This is a genomic window from Butyrivibrio sp. NATIVEDY162 (assembly GCF_045999815.1).
GTDB lineage: Bacteria > Bacillota > Clostridia > Lachnospirales > Lachnospiraceae > Butyrivibrio.
Map to the genome: position 1 here is coordinate 3,310,129 of NZ_CP172573.1, position 24,920 is coordinate 3,335,048.

Sequence of the window (24,920 nt, forward strand, 5' to 3'; positions counted from 1 at the left end):
ATTTTTGTGAAAGTCGTACAAAAAATATGTTTGCATTTTGAGGTGGATTATTCGGCGTTTTATTGTGGATAAATGTGGACAATGTGGATAACTTCGTGTATAAGTCGTAAATTAGCCATTCTCATTTTGAAAAATGTGGATAACTTTTAAAAATTTTATTAAATTTAATTCGATTAATCATATTGACTTTTATATTTATGTGCAAAATGACAGGTTCATAATAAATTCATAAAAAAAGAGGATATTGACTATGCTTTTCCTTGCACTCAAATTCTCATGCATGCTATAATATATACGTTGTGACAAAAAAATAACAAGCAACAAATAAAAATATAATTTGGCGGACAATAGTCCCGAAACGGAGGTAGCATCTATGGCACAGAAGGTAGTATTGGCAGGCGCTTGCAGAACAGCAATCGGTAAGATGGGCGGAGCCCTTTCAAACACACCGGCAGCAGAGCTTGGTTCAATTGTAATCAAGGAAGCACTTAACAGAGCAGGCGTTAAGCCTGAGCAGGTAGACGAGGTACTTATGGGTTGCGTTATCCAGGCTGGTCTTGGACAGAATGTAGCACGTCAGGCTTCAATCAAGGCAGGTCTTCCTGTTGAGGTTCCCGCAGTTACTATCAACGTTGTTTGCGGATCAGGTCTTAACTGCGTAAACATGGCAGCTGAGAAGATTTTATCAGGTAGCGCAGATATCGTGGTTGCAGGTGGTATGGAGAACATGTCTATGGCTCCTTTCGCACTTGACAAGGCTCGTTTCGGTTATCGTATGAATAATGGTGTATTGAAGGATTGTATGGTTAACGATGCTCTTTGGGATGCATTCAATGACTATCATATGATCAAGACTGCTGACAATGTAGCAGAGCAGTGGAAGCTCACAAGAGAAGAGCTTGACGAGTTTGCTCTTAACAGCCAGCAGAAGTGTGAAGCTGCTCAGAAGGCAGGCAAGTTCAAGGACGAGATCGTTCCTGTTCCTGTAAAGGTTAAGAAGGAAACAGTTATGTTTGATACAGATGAAGGCCCTCGTGCAGGTTCTACAATGGAAGGTCTTGCAAAGCTTCGTCCTATCAATGCTGATGGAGTAACAACAGCCGGTAACGCATCAGGTATCAATGACGGTGCTGCAGCTATCGTTGTTATGAGCGAAGAGAAGGCTAAGGAACTTGGTATCACACCTATGGCTACATGGGTATGTGGTGCTCTTGGCGGTGTTGATCCTTCTATCATGGGTGTTGGCCCTGTTGCAGCTACTAAGAAGGTTCTTGATCGTACAGGTCTTAAGATCGAGGATATCGATATTTACGAAGCAAACGAGGCATTTGCAGCTCAGTCTGTAGCTGTAGGTAAGGACCTTGGCTTCGATCTTTCAAAACTTAATGTTAACGGTGGTGCTATCGCACTTGGTCACCCTGTAGGAGCTTCAGGATGCCGTATTCTTGTTACTCTTCTTCATGAGATGGCCAGATCTGACAAGAAGCGTGGTCTTGCTACTCTTTGCATCGGTGGTGGCATGGGTTGTGCAACTATCGTTGAGCGCGACTAAGATTATATGTAAAAAGGAAACGGATTATTCCGTTTCCTTTTTATAGGTAAAGAATCAGAAAAGAATTCATAATGGTATATAAGTCAGGTAGACTGACTTAATATAGAAATAAACAAGGAGGCAAAGAAAATGGGATTTGTAAATGTTGAAGTTAAGGACAAAATCGCTGTTCTTACAATCAACCGCCCGGAAGCACTCAATGCGCTTAACAGCCAGGTTCTTGATGACCTTAACGCTGCTCTTGACAGCATTGATGTGAACACAGTAAGAGCTCTTGTTCTTACAGGTGCAGGCGAAAAGTCATTTGTAGCTGGTGCTGATATCGGAGAGATGAGCACACTTACAAAGGCAGAAGGTGAAGCATTTGGTAAGAAAGGAAATGATGTTTTCAGAAAACTGGAGACATTCCCTATTCCTACAATCGCAGCAGTTAACGGCTTTGCTCTTGGTGGCGGCTGCGAGATTTCAATGAGTTGTGATATTCGTATCTGCTCAGACAACGCTATGTTTGGTCAGCCCGAGGTTGGTCTTGGAATTACTCCCGGATTTGGCGGCACACAGAGACTTGCTCGTCTTATAGGTGCAGGCATGGCTAAGCAGCTTATTTATACAGCACGCAACATCAAGGCTGATGAAGCTTACAGAATCGGTCTTGTTAATGCAGTATATACACAGGAAGAACTCCTTCCTGCAGCTGAGAAGATGGCTAATACAATTGCAGCACAGGCTCCTATCGCAGTTCGTGCTTGCAAGAAGGCTATAAATGAAGGACTTCAGCTTGATATCGACAAGGCTATCGAGCTTGAGGAAAAGATCTTCGGCGATTGCTTCGAGACCGAGGATCAGCGTGAAGGTATGGCTAACTTCCTTCGCAAGAAGGACGACCCGAAGAAGGTCAAAGTCGTAGACTTCCAGAATAAATAATAAATAAAAACAAACTTAGGAGGATATATAAATGAAAGTTGCAGTAATTGGTGCAGGCACAATGGGCGCTGGTATCGCTCAGACATTCGCACAGGCAGACACAGTAGATAAGGTTTATCTTTGCGACATTAAAACAGAGTTCGCAGAGGGCGGCTTAGCTAAGATTAAGAAGAGCATTGACAAGCAGGTTTCTAAGGGCAAGATCGATCAGGCTAAGGCTGATGCTATCATCGGCAAGATCCAGACAGGTCTTAATGACATCTGCACAGACGCTGATCTCGTAGTAGAGGCAGCTCTTGAGGTTATGGATATCAAGAAGAACCTCTTCAAGGAGCTTGAAGAGAACATCGTTAAGAATCCTGATTGCATCTTCGCATCAAACACATCATCTCTTTCAATCACAGAGATCGGTGCAGGACTTCCCAAGCCGGTTATCGGTATGCACTTCTTCAATCCCGCTCCTGTTATGAAGCTTGTTGAGGTTATCCAGGGTGCAAACACACCTGAGGCTGACGTTGAGAAGATTAAGAAGATCTCTGAGGATCTTGGCAAGACTCCTGTTCAGGTTAACGAGGCAGCTGGTTTCGTAGTAAACCGTATCCTTGTTCCTATGATCAACGAAGGTATCTTCGTATATTCAGAAGGCGTTTCAGACATCCAGGGCGTAGACACAGCTATGAAGCTTGGCTGCAACCATCCTATGGGACCCCTTGAACTCGGTGACTACATCGGTCTTGATATCGTTCTTGCAATCATGGATGTTCTCTATAAGGAGACAGGTGATTCCAAGTATCGTGCATGCCCTCTTCTTCGTAAGATGGTTCGTGGTAAGAAGCTTGGTGTTAAGACAGGTATTGGTTTCTATGATTACAGTGATGGCGGCAAAGTACCTACAGACCGTAAATAATAATAAGTAGATAATTTAATAATAAATATAGTAAGCGCTCGAGATTTCATAGTGCATTTTATTTCAGAGATAGATTTTCAATATAACCGTGACATTTTCGCAGTGCGTACACGGTGTGTACGACGAGAAAATGGAACGAGTTATATTGGAAATATAGCCTGAAATAAATGTGCTAATGAAATCGAGAGAGTTTACAAAAAAATATGGAGGATTTTTTCATGGATTTTCAGTTAGATCAGCAACATGAAATGGCTAGAGCTCTTTTTAAAGAGTTTGCAGAAAAAGAAGTTAAGCCCAACGCTATTGAGGTGGATGAGACAGAAGTATTCCCTATGGAGACTGTTAAGAAAATGCAGAAGTACGGCTTCATGGGTATCCCGATTCCGAAGGAATACGGCGGACAGGGATGTGATCCTCTTACATACGTTATGTGCGTAGAGGAGCTTGCAAAGGTTTGCGGTACAACAGCAGTTATCGTTTCCGCTCATACATCACTTTGCTGTGATCCTATCATGACATATGGTACAGAAGAGCAGAAACAGAAGTATCTTGTTCCCCTTGCAAAGGGCGAGAAGCTTGGTGCTTTCGGTCTTACAGAGCCCATGGCAGGAACAGACGCTCAGGGCGTTCAGACAAAAGCTGTTCTTACAGAAGACGGTAAGGAGTGGATCCTTAACGGTTCTAAGTGCTTCATCACAAACGGTGAGGTAGCTGATGTTTATATCATCATCGCTTACACAGACATCGTTGAAGATAAGAGAGGCAGAAAAACAAAGAAATTCTCAGCATTCATCGTTGAGAAGGGAACACCCGGATTTACATTCGGTACTAAGGAAAACAAGATGGGTATCCGTGGATCATCCACATATGAGCTCATTTTCCAGGATTGCCACATTCCTGCTGAGAACCTTCTTGGCGCTAGAGGAAAGGGCTTCCCGATCGCTATGCACACACTTGATGGTGGACGTATCGGTATCGCTGCACAGGCTCTTGGTATCGCTGAGGGCGCTCTTGATCGTACAGTTGAGTACGTTAAGGAGAGAAAGCAGTTCGGTCGTTCAATCGGTCAGTTCCAGAATACACAGTTCCAGCTTGCTAACATGGCTACTCAGTGTGAGGCAGCTAAGATGCTTGTTTACGCAGCAGCTGATGCTAAGAAGAACAAGGATCGTTACTCAGTTGAAGCAGCTAAGGCTAAGCTTTTCGCAGCAGAAGTTGCTATGGACGTAACAACAAAGGCTGTTCAGCTTCACGGTGGTTATGGTTACATCAGAGAGTACGAAGTAGAGAGAATGATGCGTGATGCTAAGATCACAGAGATCTATGAAGGTACATCTGAAGTTCAGAGAATGGTTATCTCTGGTGCTTTATTAAGCTAAGATTCTTAGCATAGTAATATTGAACTTAGCGGATATAATCATTTACATTTTGTAAAAGGAGAATACAAATGAAAGTTGTAGTTTGCATAAAGCAGGTGCCCGATACAAAGGGCGGGGTTAAGTTTAAACCCGATGGAACACTCGACAGAGGAGCAATGCTTGCAATCATGAACCCTGATGACAAGGCAGGTCTTGAGGCAGCTCTTCGTCTTAAAGATGAATATGGCGCAGAAGTAACTGTTGTAACAATGGGTCTTCCCAAGGCTGAGGCAGTTCTTCGTGAGGCTATGGCTATGGGTGCTGACAAGGCAGTTCTTGTTACAGACCGCGTACTTGGTGGTGCTGACACATGGGCAACATCTTCTACAATCGCAGGTGCACTCAGAAACCTTGAATATGATCTCGTAATCACAGGCCGTCAGGCTATTGATGGTGATACAGCTCAGGTTGGTCCTCAGATCTCTGAGCACCTTGGACTTCCCGTAATCTCTTACGCTGAAGAAATCAAGGTTGACGAGAAGGCTAAGACTGTAGTTGTTAAGCGTCAGTTCGAGGATCGTTATCACATGGTAGAGGCTAAGATGCCTTGCCTCATCACAGCTCTTGCAGAGCTTGGCGAGCCCAGATATATGACTCCCGGCGGAATTTTCGATGCTTTCGAAAAGGAAGTAACAGTTTGGGGAAGAGCAGATCTTAAGGATGTTGAGGATTCTAACCTCGGTCTTAAGGGATCACCTACTCAGATTGCTAAGGCTTCAGATAAGGTTAAGAAGGGTGCAGGCGAGAAGATCGTAGCTGATTCTGCTGAAGAAGCTGTTGATTATCTGTTTGGTAAGCTCGAAGAAAAGCACGTGATCTAATAACCTGTGAAAAGCGCAGTACATTTCCGAGTCTGCGTTCTTGGAGCAAAAATTGATTTATATAATAAGGAGAACAAAACATGTCTTTAGAAGAATATAAGGGTGTATTTATATTTGCTCAGCAGGTAGACAATGAGCTTTCAGGTATCGCACTGGAGCTTCTGGGCAAAGCAAAAGATCTTGCTAAGGATCTTGATGAGAAAAAAGTTACAGCAGTCCTTCTTGGCGACAAGGTAGGCAATCTTGTAGATACTCTTGCAGAGTACGGCGCTGATCGTGTAATCGTAGTTGATGATCCTGAACTTAAGGACTATCGTACAGAGCCTTACACACACGCTCTTGCATCTGTAATCAATGAGTTCAAGCCTGAAATCCTTCTCGTTGGTGCTACAGCAATAGGTCGTGACCTTGGTCCTCGTGTATCATCACGTGTTCACACAGGTCTTACAGCTGACTGTACACAGCTTGATATCGGTGATTTCCCGCTTAACGTTGTAGAGGGTCAGGAACAGAAGCACAAGCAGCTTCTTATGACTCGTCCAGCATTCGGTGGTAACACAATCGCTACTATCGCTTGTCCTGACTTCCGTCCTCAGATGGCTACAGTTCGTCCCGGCGTTATGCAGAAGATTGCTCCTGTAAAGGGCGCTAAGGCTGAGGTTGTAGAGTTCAATCCCGGCTTCGAAGAGAACGCTTGCTATACAAAGATCCTTGAGATCGTTAAGGCAGTTTCAGAAGTTGAAGATATCCAGGAAGCTAAGATCCTTGTATCCGGTGGTCGTGGAGTTGGAAGCCCTGAGAACTTTGCACTTCTTGATGATCTTGCAAAGGTACTTCACGGAACAGTTTCATGCTCACGTGCAGTTGTAGATTCAGGCTGGAAGCCGAAGGATCTTCAGGTTGGTCAGACAGGTAAGACTGTTCGTCCTAAGGTTTACTTCGCAATCGGTATCAGCGGCGCTATCCAGCACGTTGCAGGTATGGAAGAGTCAGATCTCATCATCGCTATCAACAAGGATGAGAACGCACCTATCTTTGACGTAGCAGATTACGGTGTTGTTGGTGATCTTAACAAGATCGTTCCCGCTCTTACAAAGAAGCTTGAGGCTGCACTTGCTGAGAAGTAATTTGAGCTGACAATAAGATAATATGACTTTTATCGGCTGCATACTACCAAGGTATGCAGCCGTTTTTTACTATTTTTATATATAATATAGAGTATTTTAATATTTGGTATTCCATATATGTTATAGAATAAAACATATGGAGGTTTAATAAATGATAGAGTCAGCCTCTTCGGCTTTTAAATATAGAATGTCGCAGGAAAAGCTTCGGATGAGTATACTTCATCTGATGGGCTTGGTTCTTGTGGCATTTTTTATTGTTTTTTTACAGTTAATTGTACCTGTAAAAGTAGAGGCCAGGGAAGGTGGTCAGACTGATTATCTGGCGGAGTATGAACCAATCCATTATCATACAGGTAATGGGCTCATAAACAATGAAATAAATGCGATAGCACAGACATCTGATGGGTATATCTGGATAGGCACATATTCCGGTCTTTACAGGTTCAATGGAATCAAATTTGAATTCGAGAATATAGGATTTGATGTAAGTAATGTAATGACAATGTATGTGGATTCGAAGGACAGGCTTTGGATAGGCACTAATGACATAGGCATATTGTGCTATGATGAGCATAATGAAACAGGAAGATGGTTTAATCATGAAAACGGACTTGCATCTGATACGATCAGGTCTATCTGTGAGGATGATGAAGGAAATATTTACGTTGGAACAGTATCCAGCCTGGGCATTATCAGAGATGACATGACAGTAGAGAACTTTGATAGCCGGGAGGATATATCATGGGTCCGCTCCATGACAAAAATAGGCGGAACTGTTGTAGCCTGCGTCACAAATAGCGGTGATCTGTTTATTATTGATAATGGAAAAGTCGTAGAGAAAAAGAACTTTGATATGCCGGGTGTAGTCTATAGCTCGGTTGAAAAAATTGGTGATGGTACCATTTTGGTAGGTACATCCGGATCCTATCTTGAAAAATTCAGCTATAGAAATGGAACAACTAAGAAAGAAGATTCATATAGTATTGAAAATGTAGCCTTTTATCATAAGCTTTTAAAAGAGCAGGACGGTGAAGGCCTGTTTTATTGTGCAGAAAATGGTATGGGTTATATAAACTCCAAAGGTGAGGCTACAAATCTTACCAGAAGCGGATTTGACTGTGACATTGGCGACTGTATGTACGACTATCAGGGAAATATATGGTTTTCATCCACTAAGCGTGGCCTTCTGGAGCTGTCAAAAAATCCTTTCTATAACGTATTTAACAAGGCCGGAGTTGAAGAAGATGTTGTTAACTGCGTCCTTGTAGACCACGGAGAAATATATATAGGAATGGATAAGGGGCTTGCAGTTCTTGATGCGGAGACATTTGAGAAAAAGGACTATGACTACTTAAAATATTTTGATGATGTCCGTATCAGGCATCAAATGATTGACTCTGATTCCAATCTCTGGATATCTACTTACGGAAAGGATGGCCTTTTAAGGGTAGATAGAAATGGAAATGCATATACTTTTAATGAGGAAAAAGGGACTCTTGGCGGACGATTCAGATATTGCACAGAGCTGTCTGACGGGCAGATACTGGCAGCCAGCAATACGGGACTTAGCTTTATTACAGGCGATACGGTTACGAGTACTCTTGGCAAAGAAGATGGCATGATAGTTTCGCAGATACTAACCATTGTGGAAGATACGGATGGAAGTATTCTTGCGGGATCTGACGGCGATGGAATTTATATCATAAGAGATGGAAAGCTTGCAGGTCACATTGGAGAGGAAGAAGGCCTTTTGACACAGGTTGTAGTGCGGATAGTACCTTACAACAATGGATTTTTCTATGTGACAAGTAATGCGATTTATTACGATGATAGAAACACTATTAAAAAGCTGGATAATTTTCCATACAGTAATGTGTATGACATATATATTGCAGAGGACGACAGTGCGTGGATAAGTTCAAGTGCAGGAATTTTTAAGTTGCCGGCAGATGAGCTTTTGGAGAATGGTAAATATAATTTAGAGCTCCTGGACCGCTCAAGAGGTTTTAATACATCGCTGACATCCAATGCCTGGAACTGCCTTAATGGAGAGGATAAGCTTCTTTTGTGCTGTATCGATGGTGTAAGACAGATATCACTAAAAAACTATGATGTGTTTGATAACAGCTACTTTATAGACTTGGATAAGGTAATAGCAGATGAAAAGCAAGTGCTTCCTGATAAAGACGGTATTTATCAGATTCCGTCCGGAGCAGTCCGCGTGCAGATTCAGGTATCTGTACTTAATTATCTGTTGTCCAATCCACTTGTAAAGTTCTATCTGGATGGATCAAATGATGATGGCAGGACTGTGCATCAGAGTGAGATAACAACTCTTGATTATACTAATCTGCCATATGGAAAGTATACCCTTCATATTCAGATTCTTGATAAGTATACCCACAGTGTTTTACGAGATGAAACCTATCCTCTTTATAAGAAGCCAATTTTCTATGAACTGACAATTGTGAGGGTTGGATTGTTTGCTTTGCTTCTGATCACAGTTGCACTGGTGGTTTGGGGTATACTTCGCACGACTATCATCAGCCAGCAGTATGAGGAGATAAGAGCAGCAAAAGAGGAGGCAGAGAGGGCAAACAGTGCGAAGTCCAGATTTGTTGCCAATATGTCTCATGAAATCAGAACGCCTATAAATACCATAATCGGTATGGATGAAATGATCCTGAGAGAGGACAGAAGCCTGCCTATACAGAAGTATTCCGGAGAGGTTGTGGGATATGCCAAGACAATAAAGAGAGCTTCAGAATCTCTGCTAGCCATAGTTAATGACATATTGGATATGTCAAAAATTGAATCCGGCAAGATGAACCTGGTGGAACAAAGCTATGACCTGGATGAACTTCTAAAGACCATAACAGCCATGATACGTGTTAGGAGTAATGAAAAGGATCTTCTTTTTGAAACGGATATAGATCCGGAGATTCCGCGCTATCTGTATGGCGATGAAGGAAAAATAAAACAGGTACTTATGAACCTTCTTACAAATGCAGTTAAATATACAAAGGAGGGCTCATTTAAACTGACCTTGAAGCTTGTCAAAAAGCAAAAGGATATATGCACCATAGACTATAGTGTATCCGATACGGGAATCGGAATCAGGCCCGAGGATATGGATAAACTGTTTGGTGCTTTTGAAAGACTGGAAGAGCAGAAAAACAGCGGCATACAGGGAACAGGTCTTGGACTTAATATCTCAAGGCAGTTTGTGGAGCTGATGGGAGATAAGCTAAAATGCGAGAGCACCTACGGTGAAGGATCAAAATTCTATTTTTCACTTGTCCAAAGTGTTGAAAAGGATGAGGTCATAGGTGAATTTACTGAGACAGATGATACAGTAAATGAGAACTATATTTACAGACCTTCATTTGTCGCTCCGGGCGCAAAGATATTGGTTGTTGATGATAATGAGATGAATCTTCAGGTTATGACAGGACTTCTCAAACCTACGAGGCTATTTGTCGACACGGCAACAAGCGGAAAAGAGTGCCTTAAGAAGCTGGAAAACGAGCATTATGAGCTGGTTCTCCTGGATCATATGATGCCTGAAATGGACGGAATTGAGACCCTTGCACAAATGCGAAAGGAAGGGTATGAGCTTCCGGTATTTGCCCTTACTGCCAATGCTGCTCACAATGGTGAAGCATATTATAAAGAGAGGGGATTTGATGGCTACCTGGAAAAGCCTGTAAACATGAAGGCATTGGAAGAAGCGCTCAGAAACAATATTTCAGAGGATCTGGTTAAAAAGCCTGACGATGAAAATCTGGACTCTCCCGATTTCACAAGTGAAGATGAGCCTACAAAGGATATGGAGTGGCTATTTGCTGTGGAAGATCTGGATGTGCAGGCGGGAGTTAAAAACTGCGGAGGCAGGAATGAGTTTGAAGCTGCTCTGAATACCTTCTACTTCACAATAGATAAAAAGGCTGAGGAGATAGAAAAGGCGTTTAACGATGGCGACATAGAGTTATACACCATAAAGGTTCATGCCCTGAAAAGCTCTGCAAGAATAATAGGAGCATCGAGATTATCTGAGATTTCTGCTAAAATGGAAGAGGCAGGGAAAAACAACAATACTGAAGACATAAAGAAAGATACGCCGGTGCTTCTGGATATGTACAGACAGTTTATGCAAAAGCTTTCAAAGCTGTCTGAAAAGGCGGAAGCTGACGAGAGAGAAGTATGCGATGAAGCTACCATAAAAGAGGCGTATGAAGCCCTTAAAGACTTTGCTGCCATGATGGATTATGACTCCTTTGAGATGGTCCTTGAGGATATGTCTGCATACAACTGCGGCGAAGAAAACAATGAGAGATTTGAGCACCTTAAGAGAATGTTGAAAGAACTGAATTGGGATGGTATAAAGGATGAGCTTAAACGATAAGAAAATGATGCTTATAGGAGCCAAGGAATCTTTTGTTATCCGTGCCTTGGAAAAGAAACTGGATGAGGCTAAGATAGCGCATTTCTTTATGGTTGCAGACCCTGAGAAGGTATGTGACGAGTGGAGCAATGCGGCTATTATCACGTACTACATCGATCAGTCCGATAAGGTGGACACTGTATTTTTGAATTTTCTAAATGAGAAGCTCACTGAGAATGATATTCAGGTCATCATTATAGGGGAAAAAATTGACACGGATGTTGTGTGCAACAATCTTCCTATAGGCAGAATTCTAAAGGTTTTCCAGAGGCCTCTTAATATGGATGAATTCATAAACACGGCGAAAACGGAGATGAAAGCCCTTAAGGATCCGCCGAAGAAGAGCATACTTGTAGTGGATGATGATGCGACTTATGTCGGCCTTGTGAGAGACTGGCTAAAGGAAAAGTACAAAGTATCCATGGCGATTTCGGGGCTCCAGGCTATAAGTCTTCTGGCCACCACTCATGTTGACCTTATTTTGCTGGACTATGAGATGCCCATAACCAACGGGCCGCAGGTCCTTGAAATGCTGAGAAACGACCCTATGACAAGGCATGTTCCCGTAATATTCCTTACAGGAAAAAGCGATAAGGAAAGCGTCATGAAGGTAGTCGGGCTTAAACCTGAAGGCTATCTTTTAAAATCCATCAGCCGCGAGGAACTGATGGCAGATCTTCAGAAATTTTTTGCTACAAGAAAATAGAATCAGGAGGAGTTTTTTAGGTAATGAAAAGTATTTTGGATTATGAGACAGTAGCGCTCATCGATGAAGATGATGCGATGGAGATTATAGATCAGACAAAGCTGCCCGGAACAACGGAGATGATAAGACTCCGCACAGGGGAAGAGATATGGAATGCAATATATCTTCTGCAGGTACGTGGTGCACCGGCAATTGGTGTGGCAGCAGGCTTTGGGCTTTACATTCTGATGAAACATTCAAAGGCAGAGAGCTATGAGGACTTCATGAAGGAGCTCAGGGAAAAGAGCGACTATCTCAATTCTTCGCGACCCACAGCTGTTAATCTGTCCTGGGCACTTAAGCGTATGGAGGCTCATGTTGTAAAGACTGCAGAAGAGCTTGACATGGCAGGTGGAAGCACCGGTGCAAAGAGTTTTGACAGAAAAGCGCTGATAGATGCCATGAGACAGGAGTCGGAGCGCATAAAGGAAGAGGATATCGATGTCTGCAGAAGAATCGGTGAGAACGGCCTCACACTTATAAAAGATGGCTACGGACTTCTCACACACTGCAACGCGGGACAGCTTGCAACCTGCAAGTATGGAACTGCCACAGCGCCCATGTATCTTGCTCATGAAAAGGGATACAACATAAAAGTGTACTGCGACGAGACCAGACCTCTTTTGCAGGGGGCAAGACTCACTGCTTATGAGCTTTCATCCGCAGGAATAGACACTACTCTTTTATGTGATAACATGTCCGCTTCACTAATGAAAAGCGGTGCTATAGATGCCATTTTTGTAGGATGTGACAGAGTTGCCGCTAATGGTGACGCAGCTAACAAAATCGGAACTAGTGTAGTTGCCACGGTTGCAAAGAGATATAATATTCCTTTTTATGTGTGTGCACCTACTTCTACGATAGATATCAACACAAAGACAGGTGATGACATCAAGATAGAGCAGAGAAAGCCCGAGGAAGTAACCGAGATGTGGTATAAGGAACGAATGGCTCCTGAGGGAATAAAGGTTTATAATCCTGCCTTTGATGTTACGGACAATGAACTTATAGCAGGCATCGTGACTGAACATGGAGTACTCAGAGCTCCGTATGATGTTAGCATAGGTAAACTGTTTGAGAACATGTAATCATATTTAATTAAAACGGTATAATATTCTAAAATCTTCATAAATTCGTGCAATTAGATTGAGAGTAGTTTTTTCAGGTGTTAGAATGTAGCTGAGAGAATGGCATTTAGTAAGGCTTTTTATAAGCATTTTTAAATGTCAAATTTACTTCTAAATGTAATGCATCTTTTTTCTGTGAGGGATTTAAGGAATGGCTGTTGTTGCTTCTGATGAAGACAAAAGTTTATATCAGCCTGATTTAATTGCCAATGAGCTTCTTCTGATAAAAAAGCAGGGTGGAGATTCTGAAAAGTATAAGGAGCAACGTTTCAACATCTACCAGCTGGCGGAAATAAGAAAGGGGCTCTCCACCGGCGTGTCTGTGGATACCTATGCAAAGCCTGAGATTCCGTGGAATGAGATGGAGGAGATTCGATTAGAGCTCCAAAGCGGAATTGATATGTCAGCTTATCGCGAGGCAGGATTTGACATAATGCAGCTGGCAGAGATAAGAGAAGGACTTGCAGATAATCTTGAGGTGTCGGAGTATGCCAGGCCTGAGTATTTTTCAGATCAGATGAGACAGATCAGATTGGGACTAAAAGCCGGTGTGCCGGTAATTTTTTATCAGGATCCAAGGTATAACTGGCTGCAGATGCAGGAAATTAGGATAGGTCTTGAACATGAGACTGATATATCACAATTTGCACAGATTGATATGCCCTACATGAAAATGAGGGTTGTAAGGGAAAGTCTGGAGGACGGACTTGAACTTGACGACAAGCTCATCCGCAGAAAAGATGCGTCAACTCTCGAACAGATTCACATAGCTTATAAAGAAAAAATAGATATAAAAGAGTACATCGATAAGAATTTTGATGCTGAACAGCTTGAGCAGATTCGCCTGGCAAAGCAGGAGGGAATAGAGGATATAGACCGTTATTTCCTTTTTGGTATGCGCGGAGAGTGCATGAATGAAGTAAGAAAAGGCCTTGAGCAGAATCTGGATGTCTCGATATATGCAGAAGAAGCATACAGCTGGAAACAGATGCGGGAGCTCAGACTGGGGCTTGAGCATCAGATAGATGTTACACCATATGCTAAGCCTTTATACAGGGCTGACCAGATGCGTGAAATCAGAAAAGGCATAGAGAACAACGTAGACATCAATCAATATAAGAGTATGGTTCATCCTGCTCAGGAGATGCGCATCATGCGCAAATGGCTTGAGGAAGGAAAAACTCTTCCCAGCAATCTGAGCAAGCTCTTTTCAGGGCAGCTTGATGATCTTCAGGGGCCTGCTGATGAAGAGGTCAAAGCTTTGCAGTTTCTGCAGACGGAGGAAGGCCGTCTTATTGATATAACCGACGATAAGATGCAATGCTATTTTACCCTGCCGGTTGGAGGCAAGGGAGCAGCTTATACCCTTGAAAAGGTGATAAAGCTTCTATATAACGCAAGAGTAAGAAGAGGTGTCAGCAGAAAAGCCATCGAGGAAATGATCGAGGCTAAGCAATTTGGCAAGAAAGTTCTGGTGGCTCAGGGGAAGCTCCCTGTGGACGGAACTGATGCCTATTATGAGTACCTTATAAAACTAAGTGAGGAAATCCTTCCTGATATGAGCGAAGGTGAAAGTGCCGATTTTTCCAAGGTAAAAGTGTTTGATGAGGTTAAGCTCGGTGATAAGATTGCAGTCTATCATCCTGCTACCAACGGCGAGGACGGCTTCGATGTTACAGGGAGGCTCTTAAAGGCAAAAGCTGGCAAAGGAAAGCCAATCCTTAAAGGCCAGGGATTTATGCTTCTCGGCGATAAGAGGACATATGTGTCTTCCATAGCCGGTGTTGGAAGGATCAACAATGGCGAGATCAGGATAGATAAGACCAAGGTGTACGATTCCCTCATAAATGTCCGCGAAAAAGTTGTTTATGACGGCACTATCTGGGTCAAAGGTGACGTGGATAATGTTTATATTCAGGCAAAGGGAGACGTGGTGGTTGACGGAAGCGTGTCTTGTGCCGATATACATGCCGGAGGGCGTGTTGTTGTAAGGAAAAGTATCGTAGGCAATGTCAATGACAGAACCTCCATTTCGGCAGGCGGCATTGTGGCTGCATCTCACCTTGATACTACAAATATCAAGTGCAAAGGGGATCTTATTTCCAATGACTGCATGAACTGCAATGTGTCAGCTGATGGAAAGGTAGTCATGCTCGGTGAAAAAGGACTCATAAGCGGAGGTGTTGTAACTTCTCTGAGAGGTGTAGAGACTGCGGTTCTTGGAAGTAAAAGCATCAAGGATACTGTAGTAAGGACCGGAGTAACCGAGGAACTTGATTATGAGTATCAGAGCCTGATGCGTAACATCAGTAGATTGTACCAGGAATTAAAGGTATATGAACAGCAGCGCTCTAAGCTGACAACTTTTAATGACAATACAAATAAGCAGGCACTTCAGTTGAAAATCAAGGTTAACGCCGAGTCCGCTATCAAAGAGGCTGAGCTTGAGAAGCTGAATGCAAGAAAAAAGGTGATTGAAGCTGAGATGGCGTCAGTCAGGGATGCTAAGGTACTTGTCTCAAGGCTTGTGTTCATAGGGACAAGCGTAAAGCTTGGAAACAGAATGTTAAGAGTTCATGATACAAGGGAAACCTCAAGGGGTATTACATTTACATTACAAAGCGGTGAGCTGATTATGCTTGATGGTGAGAAGCCTATAGCAAGGAGTTAAAAGTGGCTGATAAGTGTATTCTGATAGTAGATGATACCGAAATTAATAGAGGCATTCTGGGCGAGATATTTAAGAGTGATTATGAAATACTGGAAGCTGAGAATGGTAGAAAGGCGCTGGAGATAATTGCCCGCAAAAAAAATGATATTGCGGCTATTCTCCTTGATATTATCATGCCTGAAATGGACGGATTCAGGCTACTTGAAGAGCTCTACAAGCACAAGATACCCGATAAGATTCCTGTACTAATGATCACGGCTGACACCTCACCTGAGACTGAGAGAAAATGCTATGAAAATGGCGCAAGCGACGTTATTCATAAGCCCTTTGATTCAATCATCGTTAAACACCGTGTAAGAAGAGCCATAGAGCTCAACATGAGCAGACAGGACCTTGAGCAGAAGGTCAGCGATCAGACTAGGGTTTTGAAAAAGCAGTTCCTGGTGCTTAAAAAGCAGGAAGAACGCTTAAGAGATTATAACAGCAGAATTATTGACACCATCTGCACGATAGTCGAGTTCCGTAATCTGGAATCCGGTTATCACCTAAAAAGAATTAAGGGCTTTGTTCAGATTTTGGGAAATGTTGCGATGCGAAATTACCCTGAGTTTGGGCTTACACCTCACAAGATAGAAGTTATTACAAACGCAAGCGCCATGCATGATATTGGGAAAATCACCGTTCCGGACGCAATACTGTTGAAGCCGGGGCGCCTGACACCTGATGAGTTTGATATCATGAAGTCACATACCACACGTGGCTGCGAGATCGTAAAAATGTTGGCTGATCTTCAGGATAAGGAGTACCTTGAAGTAAGCTACGATATCTGCAGACACCATCATGAAAAGTACGACGGCAAGGGTTATCCTGACGGCCTGAAGGGTGAAGAGATTTCAATTGCTGCGCAGCTTACATCACTTGCAGATGTTTATGATGCTCTTGTAAGTGACCGTGTTTACAAATCGGCTTTTGCACCAAGTAAGGCTTACGAAATGATTAAAAATGGTGAGAGTGGAATCTTCTCCACAAAGATGTTGGCCTGCTTCGATATAGCAAGGCCTGAGATGGAAGCCATGGTTGCCAGAACCAAGGCAGAAGAGGAAGCAAACGAAAATAATGGCGGTGGCGGACTCCTTAGCCAATAAAAAGTATTAGAAGCGAAGATCGAACCTATTCGAAGCCGATAGGCGATAAAACAAAAGAGAGATGGGGATTAACCTCATCTCTCTTTTTTAAATCAACGTGTGTGAAAGGGCGCACGACATCCGGGGGATGTCGGCTTTGCGCCGACCGAAGCGGAGCGAAGATCGAACCCGTTCGAAGCCGATAGGCGTAGAACAAAAAAGAGAGAAGAGACTAAAAGTCTCATCTCTCTTTTTTAAATCAACGTGTGTGAAAGGATTCGAACCCTCGACCTTCTGGTCCGTAGCCAGACGCTCTATCCAGCTGAGCTACACACACATATGCACTACTTCGTGCAGCGAATATTATTATAACATTGAGATAATAAATGTCAACAATTTTTTTAAAAATATATTATTAAATAAAAAATTTAGATTTCTTTAATGGTTTTTTCGTAGTTTGATATTCTTAAATTTGATAATATTTTTTTAGAATGTTGCCTATAATGAATTTACTATATACGTTTTTTATGCAGTTGTAGCCCTTTAATCAGCAAAAAAGGAAAGGTAAATTTAAGAGGATCGAAACATATGAAAACTATAATTGATACCTTGCAAGAGTATACCGCAAAGGCTCCTAATGAAACTATTCTGTTTGATGAAGTATCAACAAAGGGAGTGTCCTATAGCCAGTTGGATGAGATGAGTGGCAAAATATATGCCTGGGCTAAGAGTAAGGGAATAGGTAAGGAGGATTTTGTTCTCATTAACCTGCCCCGTGGCGTAAAGCCTGTTATAGCAATGGTTGGTATATGGAAGGCGGGAGCTGCCTGGGCGCTGGTAGAAGATACCTATGCTCCTGAACGTATTGATTATATTCGTAAGGATTGCTCCTGCAAGGATGAGATATCCGTTGCTAACTGGGAAGAAATCATGAGACTTAATCCTCTTGAGGGCCATGAAGAGACTGATGATCATGATGCTGCATATGCAATTTATACTTCGGGCACAACAGGTAATCCCAAGGGTGTGCTTCATGAATACGGAAATCTTAAGAGAGCAATTGATTCCGTAAGCAACGGAGGAGATTGTAATTTCCGTGAAGATGACAGTGTTGCTACACTTGCACCTATGAACTTTGTTGCTACTGTCATAGTTGTTCTGTGTGCACTTAGCGTATTTAAAGCAAAGAACTACATTGTTTCCTATGAGACCATTAAGAATCCCGGGGCTTTGGCTATGTTCTTTATAAAGAAGCGCATATCCATTACATTCCTTACACCTTCGTATGTTCGTAAGCTTGGTAAAAATACCGGACCGTTCCTCAGAATGCTCTTTGTAGGAAGTGAACCTGCAAATGACATTTACCTGGAAAATGTAAAGATCATAAATATTTATGCTGCAAGTGAAAGTGGATTTGCGGTAGGATTTTTCGAAATTGATAAGCCATATGAGACTTGTCCCATCGGCTGGCCGCAGGTTGACAGCAAGATCTACTTAAAGGACGAAAACAGAAATGACGTTGCAGAGGGAGAAACGGGAGAAATCTGTTTCGAGGATCCTTATGTAAGAGGATATATTAACCTTAAGGAAGAGACAGAGAAACACTTTGTTGACGGTATTTACTACTCAGGAGACCTTGCAAGAATCGATGAAAACGGTAATCTCCTGATTCTTGGACGTCTCGGTGATATGATCAAGATCAATGGTAACCGTATCGAGCCTGCTGAGATCGAGGCTGCTCTTAAGGAAGAGCTTGGTGTTAAATGGGCTGCAGTACGCGGCTTTGATAAGGATGGAAAGAGCTTCCTGTGTGCTTATTTTAATGAAGATGTTGATATTGATTCAGCAGAGCTTCGCAAGAATCTGTTAAAGCGCCTGCCGTACTACATGATTCCTGCTTATTTCATGAAAATTGACAGCATTCCCATGAAGGCAAATGGCAAGTTTGACAGAAAAGGATTGCCTGAACCCGATGCCAGCGATTTTGTAAGTGATTATGTGGCTCCCACAAATGATGTTGAGAAGACTCTTTGTGAAGCAATGGCTAAGGTACTAAAGGTTGCTCAGATAGGCATCAATGATGATTTCTATGAGCTGGGTGGAGATTCACTTTCGTCCATAGAGCTTATCACAGCCTGCCAGGATACGCTTAAAGGCCTGAATGCAGGAATCGTATTCAGAGGAAGAACACCTAAAAATATTGCACAGATATATTCTGAAGCTATGGAGAACAGCGATGGTGATCCGGATGAGCTTAACAAGATCGCAATGGAGAGCACGCAGCCTCTTACGGCTGAGCAGCTTTACATGATCGATTATCAGCTCTATACGCCGAATTCAACTATGTACAACCTGTTTTCGCTTATGAAGCTAGATAAGGAACTGTTTGAAGGCAAGCAGCTTTGCGGCATAATGGAGGAAGCGATAAAAGCACATCCTGCGCTGCTTACTACCTTCCATTTTGATAACGAAGGTAATATGTACCAGAAATACACGCCTGAGATATTCCAGTCGATTCATGTGGAAAAAGTGTCTGAGTTTGAATTTGACTACATAAGAGACACTCTTGTATTCCCGTTCAAGATTGTTGGCGGAAGAATGTACAGATGCCGCGTATTTGAAACAGAGAAGTCACTGTATGTATACTTTGATGTTCATCATTCACTGTTTGACGGAACCAGCTTAAAGGTATTCCTGAACGGCATTAAAAACGTATTCATGGGAACTGCTGTAGATCCTGATTATTACTACCTGTTCCTTAAGAAACGTCAGGATGCCATGAATACTGATTTTTATCTTGAGAGTAAAAAGTATTTTGAAGACAGATACGACAATATCGAATGGTCATGCTATCCGAAGACAGATCATGAGAGCCGCGAGAATGCCATGGGTGAACTTCTTGCATCACTTGGAATCCTGCAGCCTCAGATGAATGCTATGGAAAGAGCATACAAGATCAGCCGCAATGAGTTCTTCATTACAGTAGCTGCTCTTGCGATTGCTATTTACAATAACGCATCAGATATTAAGCTGAGCTGGATTTATAACGGCCGTGAAGAAATCGAGAATATGACCACTGTCGGACTTCTGTTCCGCGATTTGCCGGTTGGTCTTCGCCTAAAGGACAGCGAAACTCTTCGTAATGTATTTGCGGATGTACATGAACAGGTTCAAAAGGGCATTGAGCACAGCTGCTATCCGTATGTTGATGTCAATAATCAGGTTGCTGATCATGAAGCTGCTTACCTGTTGTATCAGCAGGATATACGTGATATGGGCGGAAGCGATGGCTTCGACATTGAGACAGTTGATGTTCGTCAGAATCAGGCTGCTTCACAGACTATTCTGGATATGGAAATCCTCGATGGTGAGGAAGGACTGCAGCTTATGATCGACTATGCTGCAAGCCGTTATGAAGATGAGAGTATCGAAAAATTTAAGGATATCTATGTAAAGCTTGCTCAGGTTATGGTAACTCATAATTCACAGTCGGATGTGACCATTGGAGAGATTAAGGATAAACTTACAGATAAGAAGTCTTTCTTCGATGTTGTCAAAGGTATCTTTAGCAGAAAACATTGACGCTTGAAAGGAAGTTCAAAAATTGAGCAGTATAGATCAGGAAAAAGAGCTGTCTCAGAAATTTACGTTTTTATCATTTCTTGAGTTTGTTGCTCCGAGCATCTTTGTATTTGTATTTATTGCTGTTTATCAGATTGTAGACGGCTTGTTTATAGAGATGTTCATAGGAGACCTGGCTATTGCATCAATAAATCTTTATTTTCCTATCGTAACTCTGATGATTGCCATTGGAGTTATGATAGGTACCGGCGGTAACGCACTGATAATCCTAAAGGTAGGAAAAGGCAGAAAAAAGCAGGCCGGGGAGACATTTTCAAGGATTACGCTTTTTACCATAATTCTGGGAATCATTTTAACCGTGATACTGCTTGCCTTTGCAGACCCAATAATGCATCTGTGTGGAGCAACAGAGGGAAACATTGTTTATTTAAGGCCGTATTATAATATTATGAGCCTGTTTTCCCTGACTGTGCTCCTTCAGTCTGTCTTTGGGATTCTTGTAATAGGAGAAGGAAAATCTGTAGTTGCTGCTATTGTTATAGTTGTAGGAGGCACCTTGAACTGTATCCTTGACTATGTGTTTATGGGCTTTTTTCACATGGGGATAAGCGGCGCAGCTATTGCCACGGTTATAGGTTATTCCAGTACGATAGTTTATGTTATCTGGTATTATTTTATTACTAAGCAGAGCTCGTATACCTTTGAGCTTGCAAAGCCCGACATGGCAGAGATGCTTCTTGTATGCTTCAACGGATCCTCTGACATGATTTCAAATCTTGCACAGGCTATTACTGTCCTGTTCAGCAATCATCTTGCATATAAGTTCTATGGAGAGACAGGTGTAAGTGCACTTGCCGTCGTCACCTATGTTCAGGTATTTATCATGATGGTGTTCATGGGTATCACATCAGCCATTGAGCCGGTTTTCTCATACAATTACGGAAGCGGTAATATCCCCAACAGAAAAAATGCGTATAGGCTTGGTATGCTATGGTCAGTGATACTTGGAGTATTATGTACGGTTGTGCTGTTCGTCTTCAGCGAGCAGGTGGTAAGCGTTTTCTTTGATCCCGGAACAGAGTTCTATGATGTGGCCTATACCGGGTATCTTCTTACTCTGCCGGGGTGTCTGTTTGCGGGCATTAACATTTTTGGCTCCGGCGTCTTTACAGCCTTTTCCAATGGGCTTGTCTCAGGGATATTATCTGCCCTTAGAAGCTTTGTGTTTCTTACTGCATGTCTGTTTGGACTCACCGCACTTATAAATGAAAAAGGCCTCTGGCTGGCATGGCCTGTGGCAGAAGCGATAAGTCTTGTAACCACGGTCTTTGCTCTTAGATTCTTTAGAGTAAGGTATAGATATTGAGAGATTGATGGTTTTTCCTTTTTGATACAAAAATGATAAATTGTGCAAGAACATAAAAAAATCCCCATTAATGGGAGGAGACCGGCATGGGTGGGGACGCCATACCGGTCATTAAGAAAAGGAGATTGTCCTTTTTGTTCTGCAATAAGTATATCGACTATAGTTTGCAAAACTTTATAGCTTAATAAAAAATTTTTTTACTTTTCCATAATGTGTTAGAATATAAAGGTTAAGTTAAGTCCCTTAAGGAAGGTAAATATGCAGAGATTTGATTTGATCGCTCCTTGTCACTTTGGTTTGGAGTCGGTATTAAAAAAAGAAATAATTAAGCTTGGCTATGAAATCCGTGAGGTCGCAGACGGAAGAGTAACATTTGCAGGTGATCCCGATGCCGTTGTGCGCGCGAATATTGGACTCAGGACTGCTGAGAGAGTGCTTATAAAAATAGGCTCATTTAAAGCTATTACATTTGAGGAGCTCTATCAGGGAACCAAAGCGCTTCCCTGGGAACAGTTTATTCCAAAGGATGGTAAATTCTGGGTTAAAAAAGCAAGCAGCGTAAAAAGTAAGCTTTTCAGCCCTTCAGATATCCAGTCAATTATGAAAAAGGCCATGGTTGACAGGCTCAGCGATATTTACGGAATCAGAAGATTTGAGGAGACGGGAGAAATATTTCCTGTTCGTGTTTTCCTGATGAAGGATGAGGTTACTGTTGCTCTTGATACCACGGGAGAATCGCTTCATAAGCGTGGCTATAGGAAACTTGAGGCGAAGGCGCCTATAGCGGAGAACCTTGCTGCTGCACTTTTGATGCTTACACCCTGGAAATCTGACAGAATACTGGTTGATCCCTTCTGCGGAAGCGGAACTTTTCCCATAGAGGCGGCCATGATAGCGGCGAATATAGCACCCGGCATGCATAGGCATTTTACTGCTGAAAAATGGACTCATATTATTGCTCCGCTGAATTGGAAGGACGTTCGTGAAGAGTGCGCTGAGGAGATCAATCATGGGATAGAGGTTGATATCCAGGGATATGACATAGATCCCGAGGTAATAGATATCGCCAGAATTAACGCTGAGAAAGCAGGAGTTGAGAAGCTTATCCATTTTCAGGCGAGACCTGTCTCTGAGCTTAGCCACAGGAAAAAATACGGGTTTATAGTAACAAACCCTCCCTATGGCGAGAGAATCGGCGAGATGAAGGAACTTCCGGATCTGTACAAGACACTTGGAGCCAGATACAAGGCGCTTGATTCCTGGTCAATGTATCTGATTACAGCTTATGAAAAGGCAGAGCGCGACATAGGCAAAAAGGCTGACAAAAACCGAAAGATTTACAATGGTATGATAAAGACCTATTTTTATCAATACATGGGTCCGAAGCCGCCAAGAAGGAATTTTGAGTAATGGTTGAGAAAAGACTTAAAGTAACGGCGATACTTACGGGGATTTTTGTCGCAATATCGCTTGGAGCTATGTTTTATAGGACAGTCACCAAGAGCGTAATCATTGCAGAAGCTGAAAATGCCAGTTTCTATAAGGAACTTGGCGGGAAGGAATATCTGCTTGATGTTAAGGAACCGGTGTCTGATAAAGGAAAGGGCACGCTTTTGATACCTCTTGAGGGCGGAGTGAGTTCAGATAAAATCACCCTTGAGGAAAAGCATGGACAGCACAAATTTGAACTTTACATAGACGGTAAAAGTGCAGATTTTTATAGTAAAAATGCGGTCATAACAGATCTTGAGTGTGTGCAGCAGGGTTCTTTTACGCCCCTTAATGAGAGCGGACTGGTACGTCTGACATTTCAGTTGGACGGACTTTATGAGAATGAGACATCTCTGGGAGATAAGGAGATTGTGGTCAGCTTCAAGAAGCCGGATGACCTTTATGAAAAGGTTGTGGTGATCGATCCTGTGGACGAGATCGGGCAAAAAATGATTCCCTATCTTAGGAATTGTTTTCCTGTAAGCGAAGGCATAAAGCTTTATTTTACTACTCTTGATGAGGAGAGATTAAGCGCAGAAGAGTTGAAGGCTCTTATAGAAGATTCAAGGGCAGACTACTTTATTCAGCTTGGTACTGAAGAAACGGTAGAGAGCGACTCCGGCATAAGAACTTTTTATAATGACAGATTTTTTATCAGAGGATTTGGCAATGTTCAGCTTGCTGACAAGTTGGAGATGGGGGTTGTTACTCAGACAGGAGACAACGCACTTGGACTTGCTGCAGCAGATGAGAAAAACGCTGAGCTTTTGACTTCGACGATTCCCTCTGCGTTTGTAACCATAGGAAATATTAATAATAGAGTGGACCACGATAAGCTTGAAAAAGACAGCTATATTGAAAAGTGTTCAAAGGGCGTGGCTGATGGTATAAAGGCGGCATTTGCTGAAACGAAGCCCGGTAGTACGGATGAAGAAAATGATACATTTCCTGCGATAATAAGCGGAAATTAAATATAATTCAGGTTATTTAGTGAGGAGCATTATGAAAATAATTTTTGCAACGGGTAATAACAACAAAATGAGGGAAATCAGAGAGATAATGGGGGATATTGCTTCAGAGATCAACTCCATGAAGGATGAAGGGATAGACCTTGATATCGAAGAGAACGGAAGTACCTTCGAAGAAAATTCTATGATAAAGGCACGAGCTGTGGCCAAAGTATGCAAGGATAAGGGCATGACAGATTATTGTGTTATGGCTGATGATTCGGGGCTTGAGATAGATTGTCTTGATAAGGCGCCGGGAATCTATTCTGCGCGTTTTCTTGGACATGACACACCTTATTCTGAGAAGAACAGACAGATACTTGAGAAGCTCGAAGGAGTGCCTGATGAAAAGCGCACAGCAAGATTCGTATGTGCCATAAGTGCGGTACTTGCTGATGGAACAGAACATGTTGTACGAGCTACCATGGAAGGCATTATAGGGCACGAGATTGCAGGAGAGAACGGCTTTGGCTATGATCCAATCTTTTTCCTTCCTGAATATGGTAAGACATCAGCGGAGATATCTCCTGAAGAAAAGAATGCCATAAGCCACAGAGGAAAGGCTCTTAGATTGATGGAGCAGAAGCTGAGAGGATAAGCTTTTTTAATGATGA

At 42.5% G+C, this 24,920-nt stretch carries 16 protein-coding genes and 1 tRNA gene; 16 read left to right on the top strand and 1 reads right to left on the bottom strand.

The window, feature by feature from the left end:
- Positions 1-373 precede the first annotated feature (373 nt).
- The 11 genes from ACHCNF_RS14440 (at position 374) to ACHCNF_RS14490 (ending at position 16,881) form a co-directional block, all read left to right on the top strand.
- Positions 374-1,552, top strand: a complete 1,179-nt coding sequence (locus ACHCNF_RS14440; protein ID WP_408070446.1) for an acetyl-CoA C-acetyltransferase — start codon at positions 374-376, stop codon at positions 1,550-1,552.
- A gap of 129 nt (positions 1,553-1,681) precedes the next feature.
- Complete coding sequence (locus ACHCNF_RS14445) at positions 1,682-2,476, top strand: enoyl-CoA hydratase-related protein (protein ID WP_408070447.1); 795 nt, start codon at positions 1,682-1,684, stop codon at positions 2,474-2,476.
- Positions 2,477-2,507: 31 nt separating this feature from the next.
- Complete coding sequence (locus tag ACHCNF_RS14450) at positions 2,508-3,383, top strand: 3-hydroxyacyl-CoA dehydrogenase family protein (protein ID WP_408070448.1); 876 nt, start codon at positions 2,508-2,510, stop codon at positions 3,381-3,383.
- Positions 3,384-3,601: 218 nt separating this feature from the next.
- Positions 3,602-4,762, top strand: coding sequence for an acyl-CoA dehydrogenase (locus ACHCNF_RS14455; protein WP_408070449.1), 1,161 nt, complete (start codon positions 3,602-3,604; stop codon positions 4,760-4,762).
- A gap of 68 nt (positions 4,763-4,830) precedes the next feature.
- On the top strand, positions 4,831-5,622 hold the full coding sequence (locus tag ACHCNF_RS14460) for an electron transfer flavoprotein subunit beta/FixA family protein (RefSeq protein WP_408070450.1): 792 nt from the start codon (positions 4,831-4,833) through the stop codon (positions 5,620-5,622).
- 80 nt (positions 5,623-5,702) lie between these two features.
- On the top strand, positions 5,703-6,749 hold the full coding sequence (locus tag ACHCNF_RS14465; protein WP_408070451.1) for an electron transfer flavoprotein subunit alpha/FixB family protein: 1,047 nt from the start codon (positions 5,703-5,705) through the stop codon (positions 6,747-6,749).
- 151 nt (positions 6,750-6,900) lie between these two features.
- Positions 6,901-11,154 carry a hybrid sensor histidine kinase/response regulator gene (locus tag ACHCNF_RS14470; RefSeq protein WP_408070452.1) on the top strand — a complete coding sequence of 1,418 codons (4,254 nt, stop codon included), beginning with the start codon at positions 6,901-6,903 and terminating at the stop codon, positions 11,152-11,154.
- Positions 11,138-11,899, top strand: a complete 762-nt coding sequence (locus tag ACHCNF_RS14475; protein ID WP_408070453.1) for a response regulator — start codon at positions 11,138-11,140, stop codon at positions 11,897-11,899. Before ACHCNF_RS14470 ends, ACHCNF_RS14475 begins: the two co-directional genes overlap by 17 nt.
- Before the next feature lie 23 nt (positions 11,900-11,922).
- Positions 11,923-13,026: an S-methyl-5-thioribose-1-phosphate isomerase gene (gene mtnA / locus ACHCNF_RS14480; RefSeq protein WP_408070454.1), complete on the top strand. Its 1,104-nt coding sequence runs from the start codon at positions 11,923-11,925 to the stop codon at positions 13,024-13,026.
- A 190-nt stretch (positions 13,027-13,216) separates the two neighbouring features.
- On the top strand, positions 13,217-15,736 hold the full coding sequence (locus tag ACHCNF_RS14485) for a flagellar assembly protein A (RefSeq protein ID WP_408070455.1): 2,520 nt from the start codon (positions 13,217-13,219) through the stop codon (positions 15,734-15,736).
- 2 nt (positions 15,737-15,738) lie between these two features.
- A complete protein-coding gene (locus tag ACHCNF_RS14490) occupies positions 15,739-16,881 on the top strand; it encodes an HD domain-containing phosphohydrolase (protein WP_408070456.1) in 1,143 nt (380 codons plus the stop codon).
- A gap of 242 nt (positions 16,882-17,123) precedes the next feature.
- On the opposite strand, the gene ACHCNF_RS14495 is transcribed toward ACHCNF_RS14490, so the two are convergent.
- Positions 17,124-17,197, bottom strand: a tRNA-Arg gene (locus tag ACHCNF_RS14495).
- A 251-nt stretch (positions 17,198-17,448) separates the two neighbouring features.
- On the opposite strand from ACHCNF_RS14495, the gene ACHCNF_RS14500 reads away from it, so the two are divergent.
- The 5 genes from ACHCNF_RS14500 to rdgB all read left to right on the top strand — a co-directional run bounded on the left by ACHCNF_RS14500 (position 17,449) and on the right by rdgB (position 24,904).
- Positions 17,449-20,442 carry an AMP-binding protein gene (locus tag ACHCNF_RS14500; RefSeq protein WP_408070457.1) on the top strand — a complete coding sequence of 998 codons (2,994 nt, stop codon included), beginning with the start codon at positions 17,449-17,451 and terminating at the stop codon, positions 20,440-20,442.
- Between the two features lie 22 nt (positions 20,443-20,464).
- Positions 20,465-21,808, top strand: a complete 1,344-nt coding sequence (locus tag ACHCNF_RS14505) for an MATE family efflux transporter (protein ID WP_408070458.1) — start codon at positions 20,465-20,467, stop codon at positions 21,806-21,808.
- A gap of 258 nt (positions 21,809-22,066) precedes the next feature.
- Positions 22,067-23,218 (top strand): THUMP domain-containing class I SAM-dependent RNA methyltransferase, encoded by a 1,152-nt coding sequence (locus tag ACHCNF_RS14510; RefSeq protein ID WP_408070459.1) that lies wholly within the window; start codon positions 22,067-22,069, stop codon positions 23,216-23,218.
- Positions 23,218-24,270, top strand: a complete 1,053-nt coding sequence (locus ACHCNF_RS14515) for an N-acetylmuramoyl-L-alanine amidase (protein WP_408070460.1) — start codon at positions 23,218-23,220, stop codon at positions 24,268-24,270. Before ACHCNF_RS14510 ends, ACHCNF_RS14515 begins: the two co-directional genes overlap by 1 nt.
- Before the next feature lie 31 nt (positions 24,271-24,301).
- Positions 24,302-24,904, top strand: coding sequence for an RdgB/HAM1 family non-canonical purine NTP pyrophosphatase (rdgB, locus tag ACHCNF_RS14520; protein ID WP_408070461.1), 603 nt, complete (start codon positions 24,302-24,304; stop codon positions 24,902-24,904).
- The last annotated feature ends 16 nt before the right edge of the window (positions 24,905-24,920 follow it).

Bases quoted from the DNA above. Each gene is read 5' to 3' on its own strand.
- ACHCNF_RS14440 (WP_408070446.1), top strand. From the start codon at position 374: ATGGCACAGAAGGTAGTATTGGCAGGCGCTTGCAGAACAGCAATCGGT.
- ACHCNF_RS14445 (WP_408070447.1), top strand. From the start codon at position 1,682: ATGGGATTTGTAAATGTTGAAGTTAAGGACAAAATCGCTGTTCTTACA.
- ACHCNF_RS14450 (WP_408070448.1), top strand. From the start codon at position 2,508: ATGAAAGTTGCAGTAATTGGTGCAGGCACAATGGGCGCTGGTATCGCT.
- ACHCNF_RS14455 (WP_408070449.1), top strand. From the start codon at position 3,602: ATGGATTTTCAGTTAGATCAGCAACATGAAATGGCTAGAGCTCTTTTT.
- ACHCNF_RS14460 (WP_408070450.1), top strand. From the start codon at position 4,831: ATGAAAGTTGTAGTTTGCATAAAGCAGGTGCCCGATACAAAGGGCGGG.
- ACHCNF_RS14465 (WP_408070451.1), top strand. From the start codon at position 5,703: ATGTCTTTAGAAGAATATAAGGGTGTATTTATATTTGCTCAGCAGGTA.
- ACHCNF_RS14470 (WP_408070452.1), top strand. From the start codon at position 6,901: ATGATAGAGTCAGCCTCTTCGGCTTTTAAATATAGAATGTCGCAGGAA.
- ACHCNF_RS14475 (WP_408070453.1), top strand. From the start codon at position 11,138: ATGAGCTTAAACGATAAGAAAATGATGCTTATAGGAGCCAAGGAATCT.
- mtnA (WP_408070454.1), top strand. From the start codon at position 11,923: ATGAAAAGTATTTTGGATTATGAGACAGTAGCGCTCATCGATGAAGAT.
- ACHCNF_RS14485 (WP_408070455.1), top strand. From the start codon at position 13,217: ATGGCTGTTGTTGCTTCTGATGAAGACAAAAGTTTATATCAGCCTGAT.
- ACHCNF_RS14500 (WP_408070457.1), top strand. From the start codon at position 17,449: ATGAAAACTATAATTGATACCTTGCAAGAGTATACCGCAAAGGCTCCT.
- ACHCNF_RS14510 (WP_408070459.1), top strand. From the start codon at position 22,067: ATGCAGAGATTTGATTTGATCGCTCCTTGTCACTTTGGTTTGGAGTCG.
- ACHCNF_RS14515 (WP_408070460.1), top strand. From the start codon at position 23,218: ATGGTTGAGAAAAGACTTAAAGTAACGGCGATACTTACGGGGATTTTT.
- rdgB (WP_408070461.1), top strand. From the start codon at position 24,302: ATGAAAATAATTTTTGCAACGGGTAATAACAACAAAATGAGGGAAATC.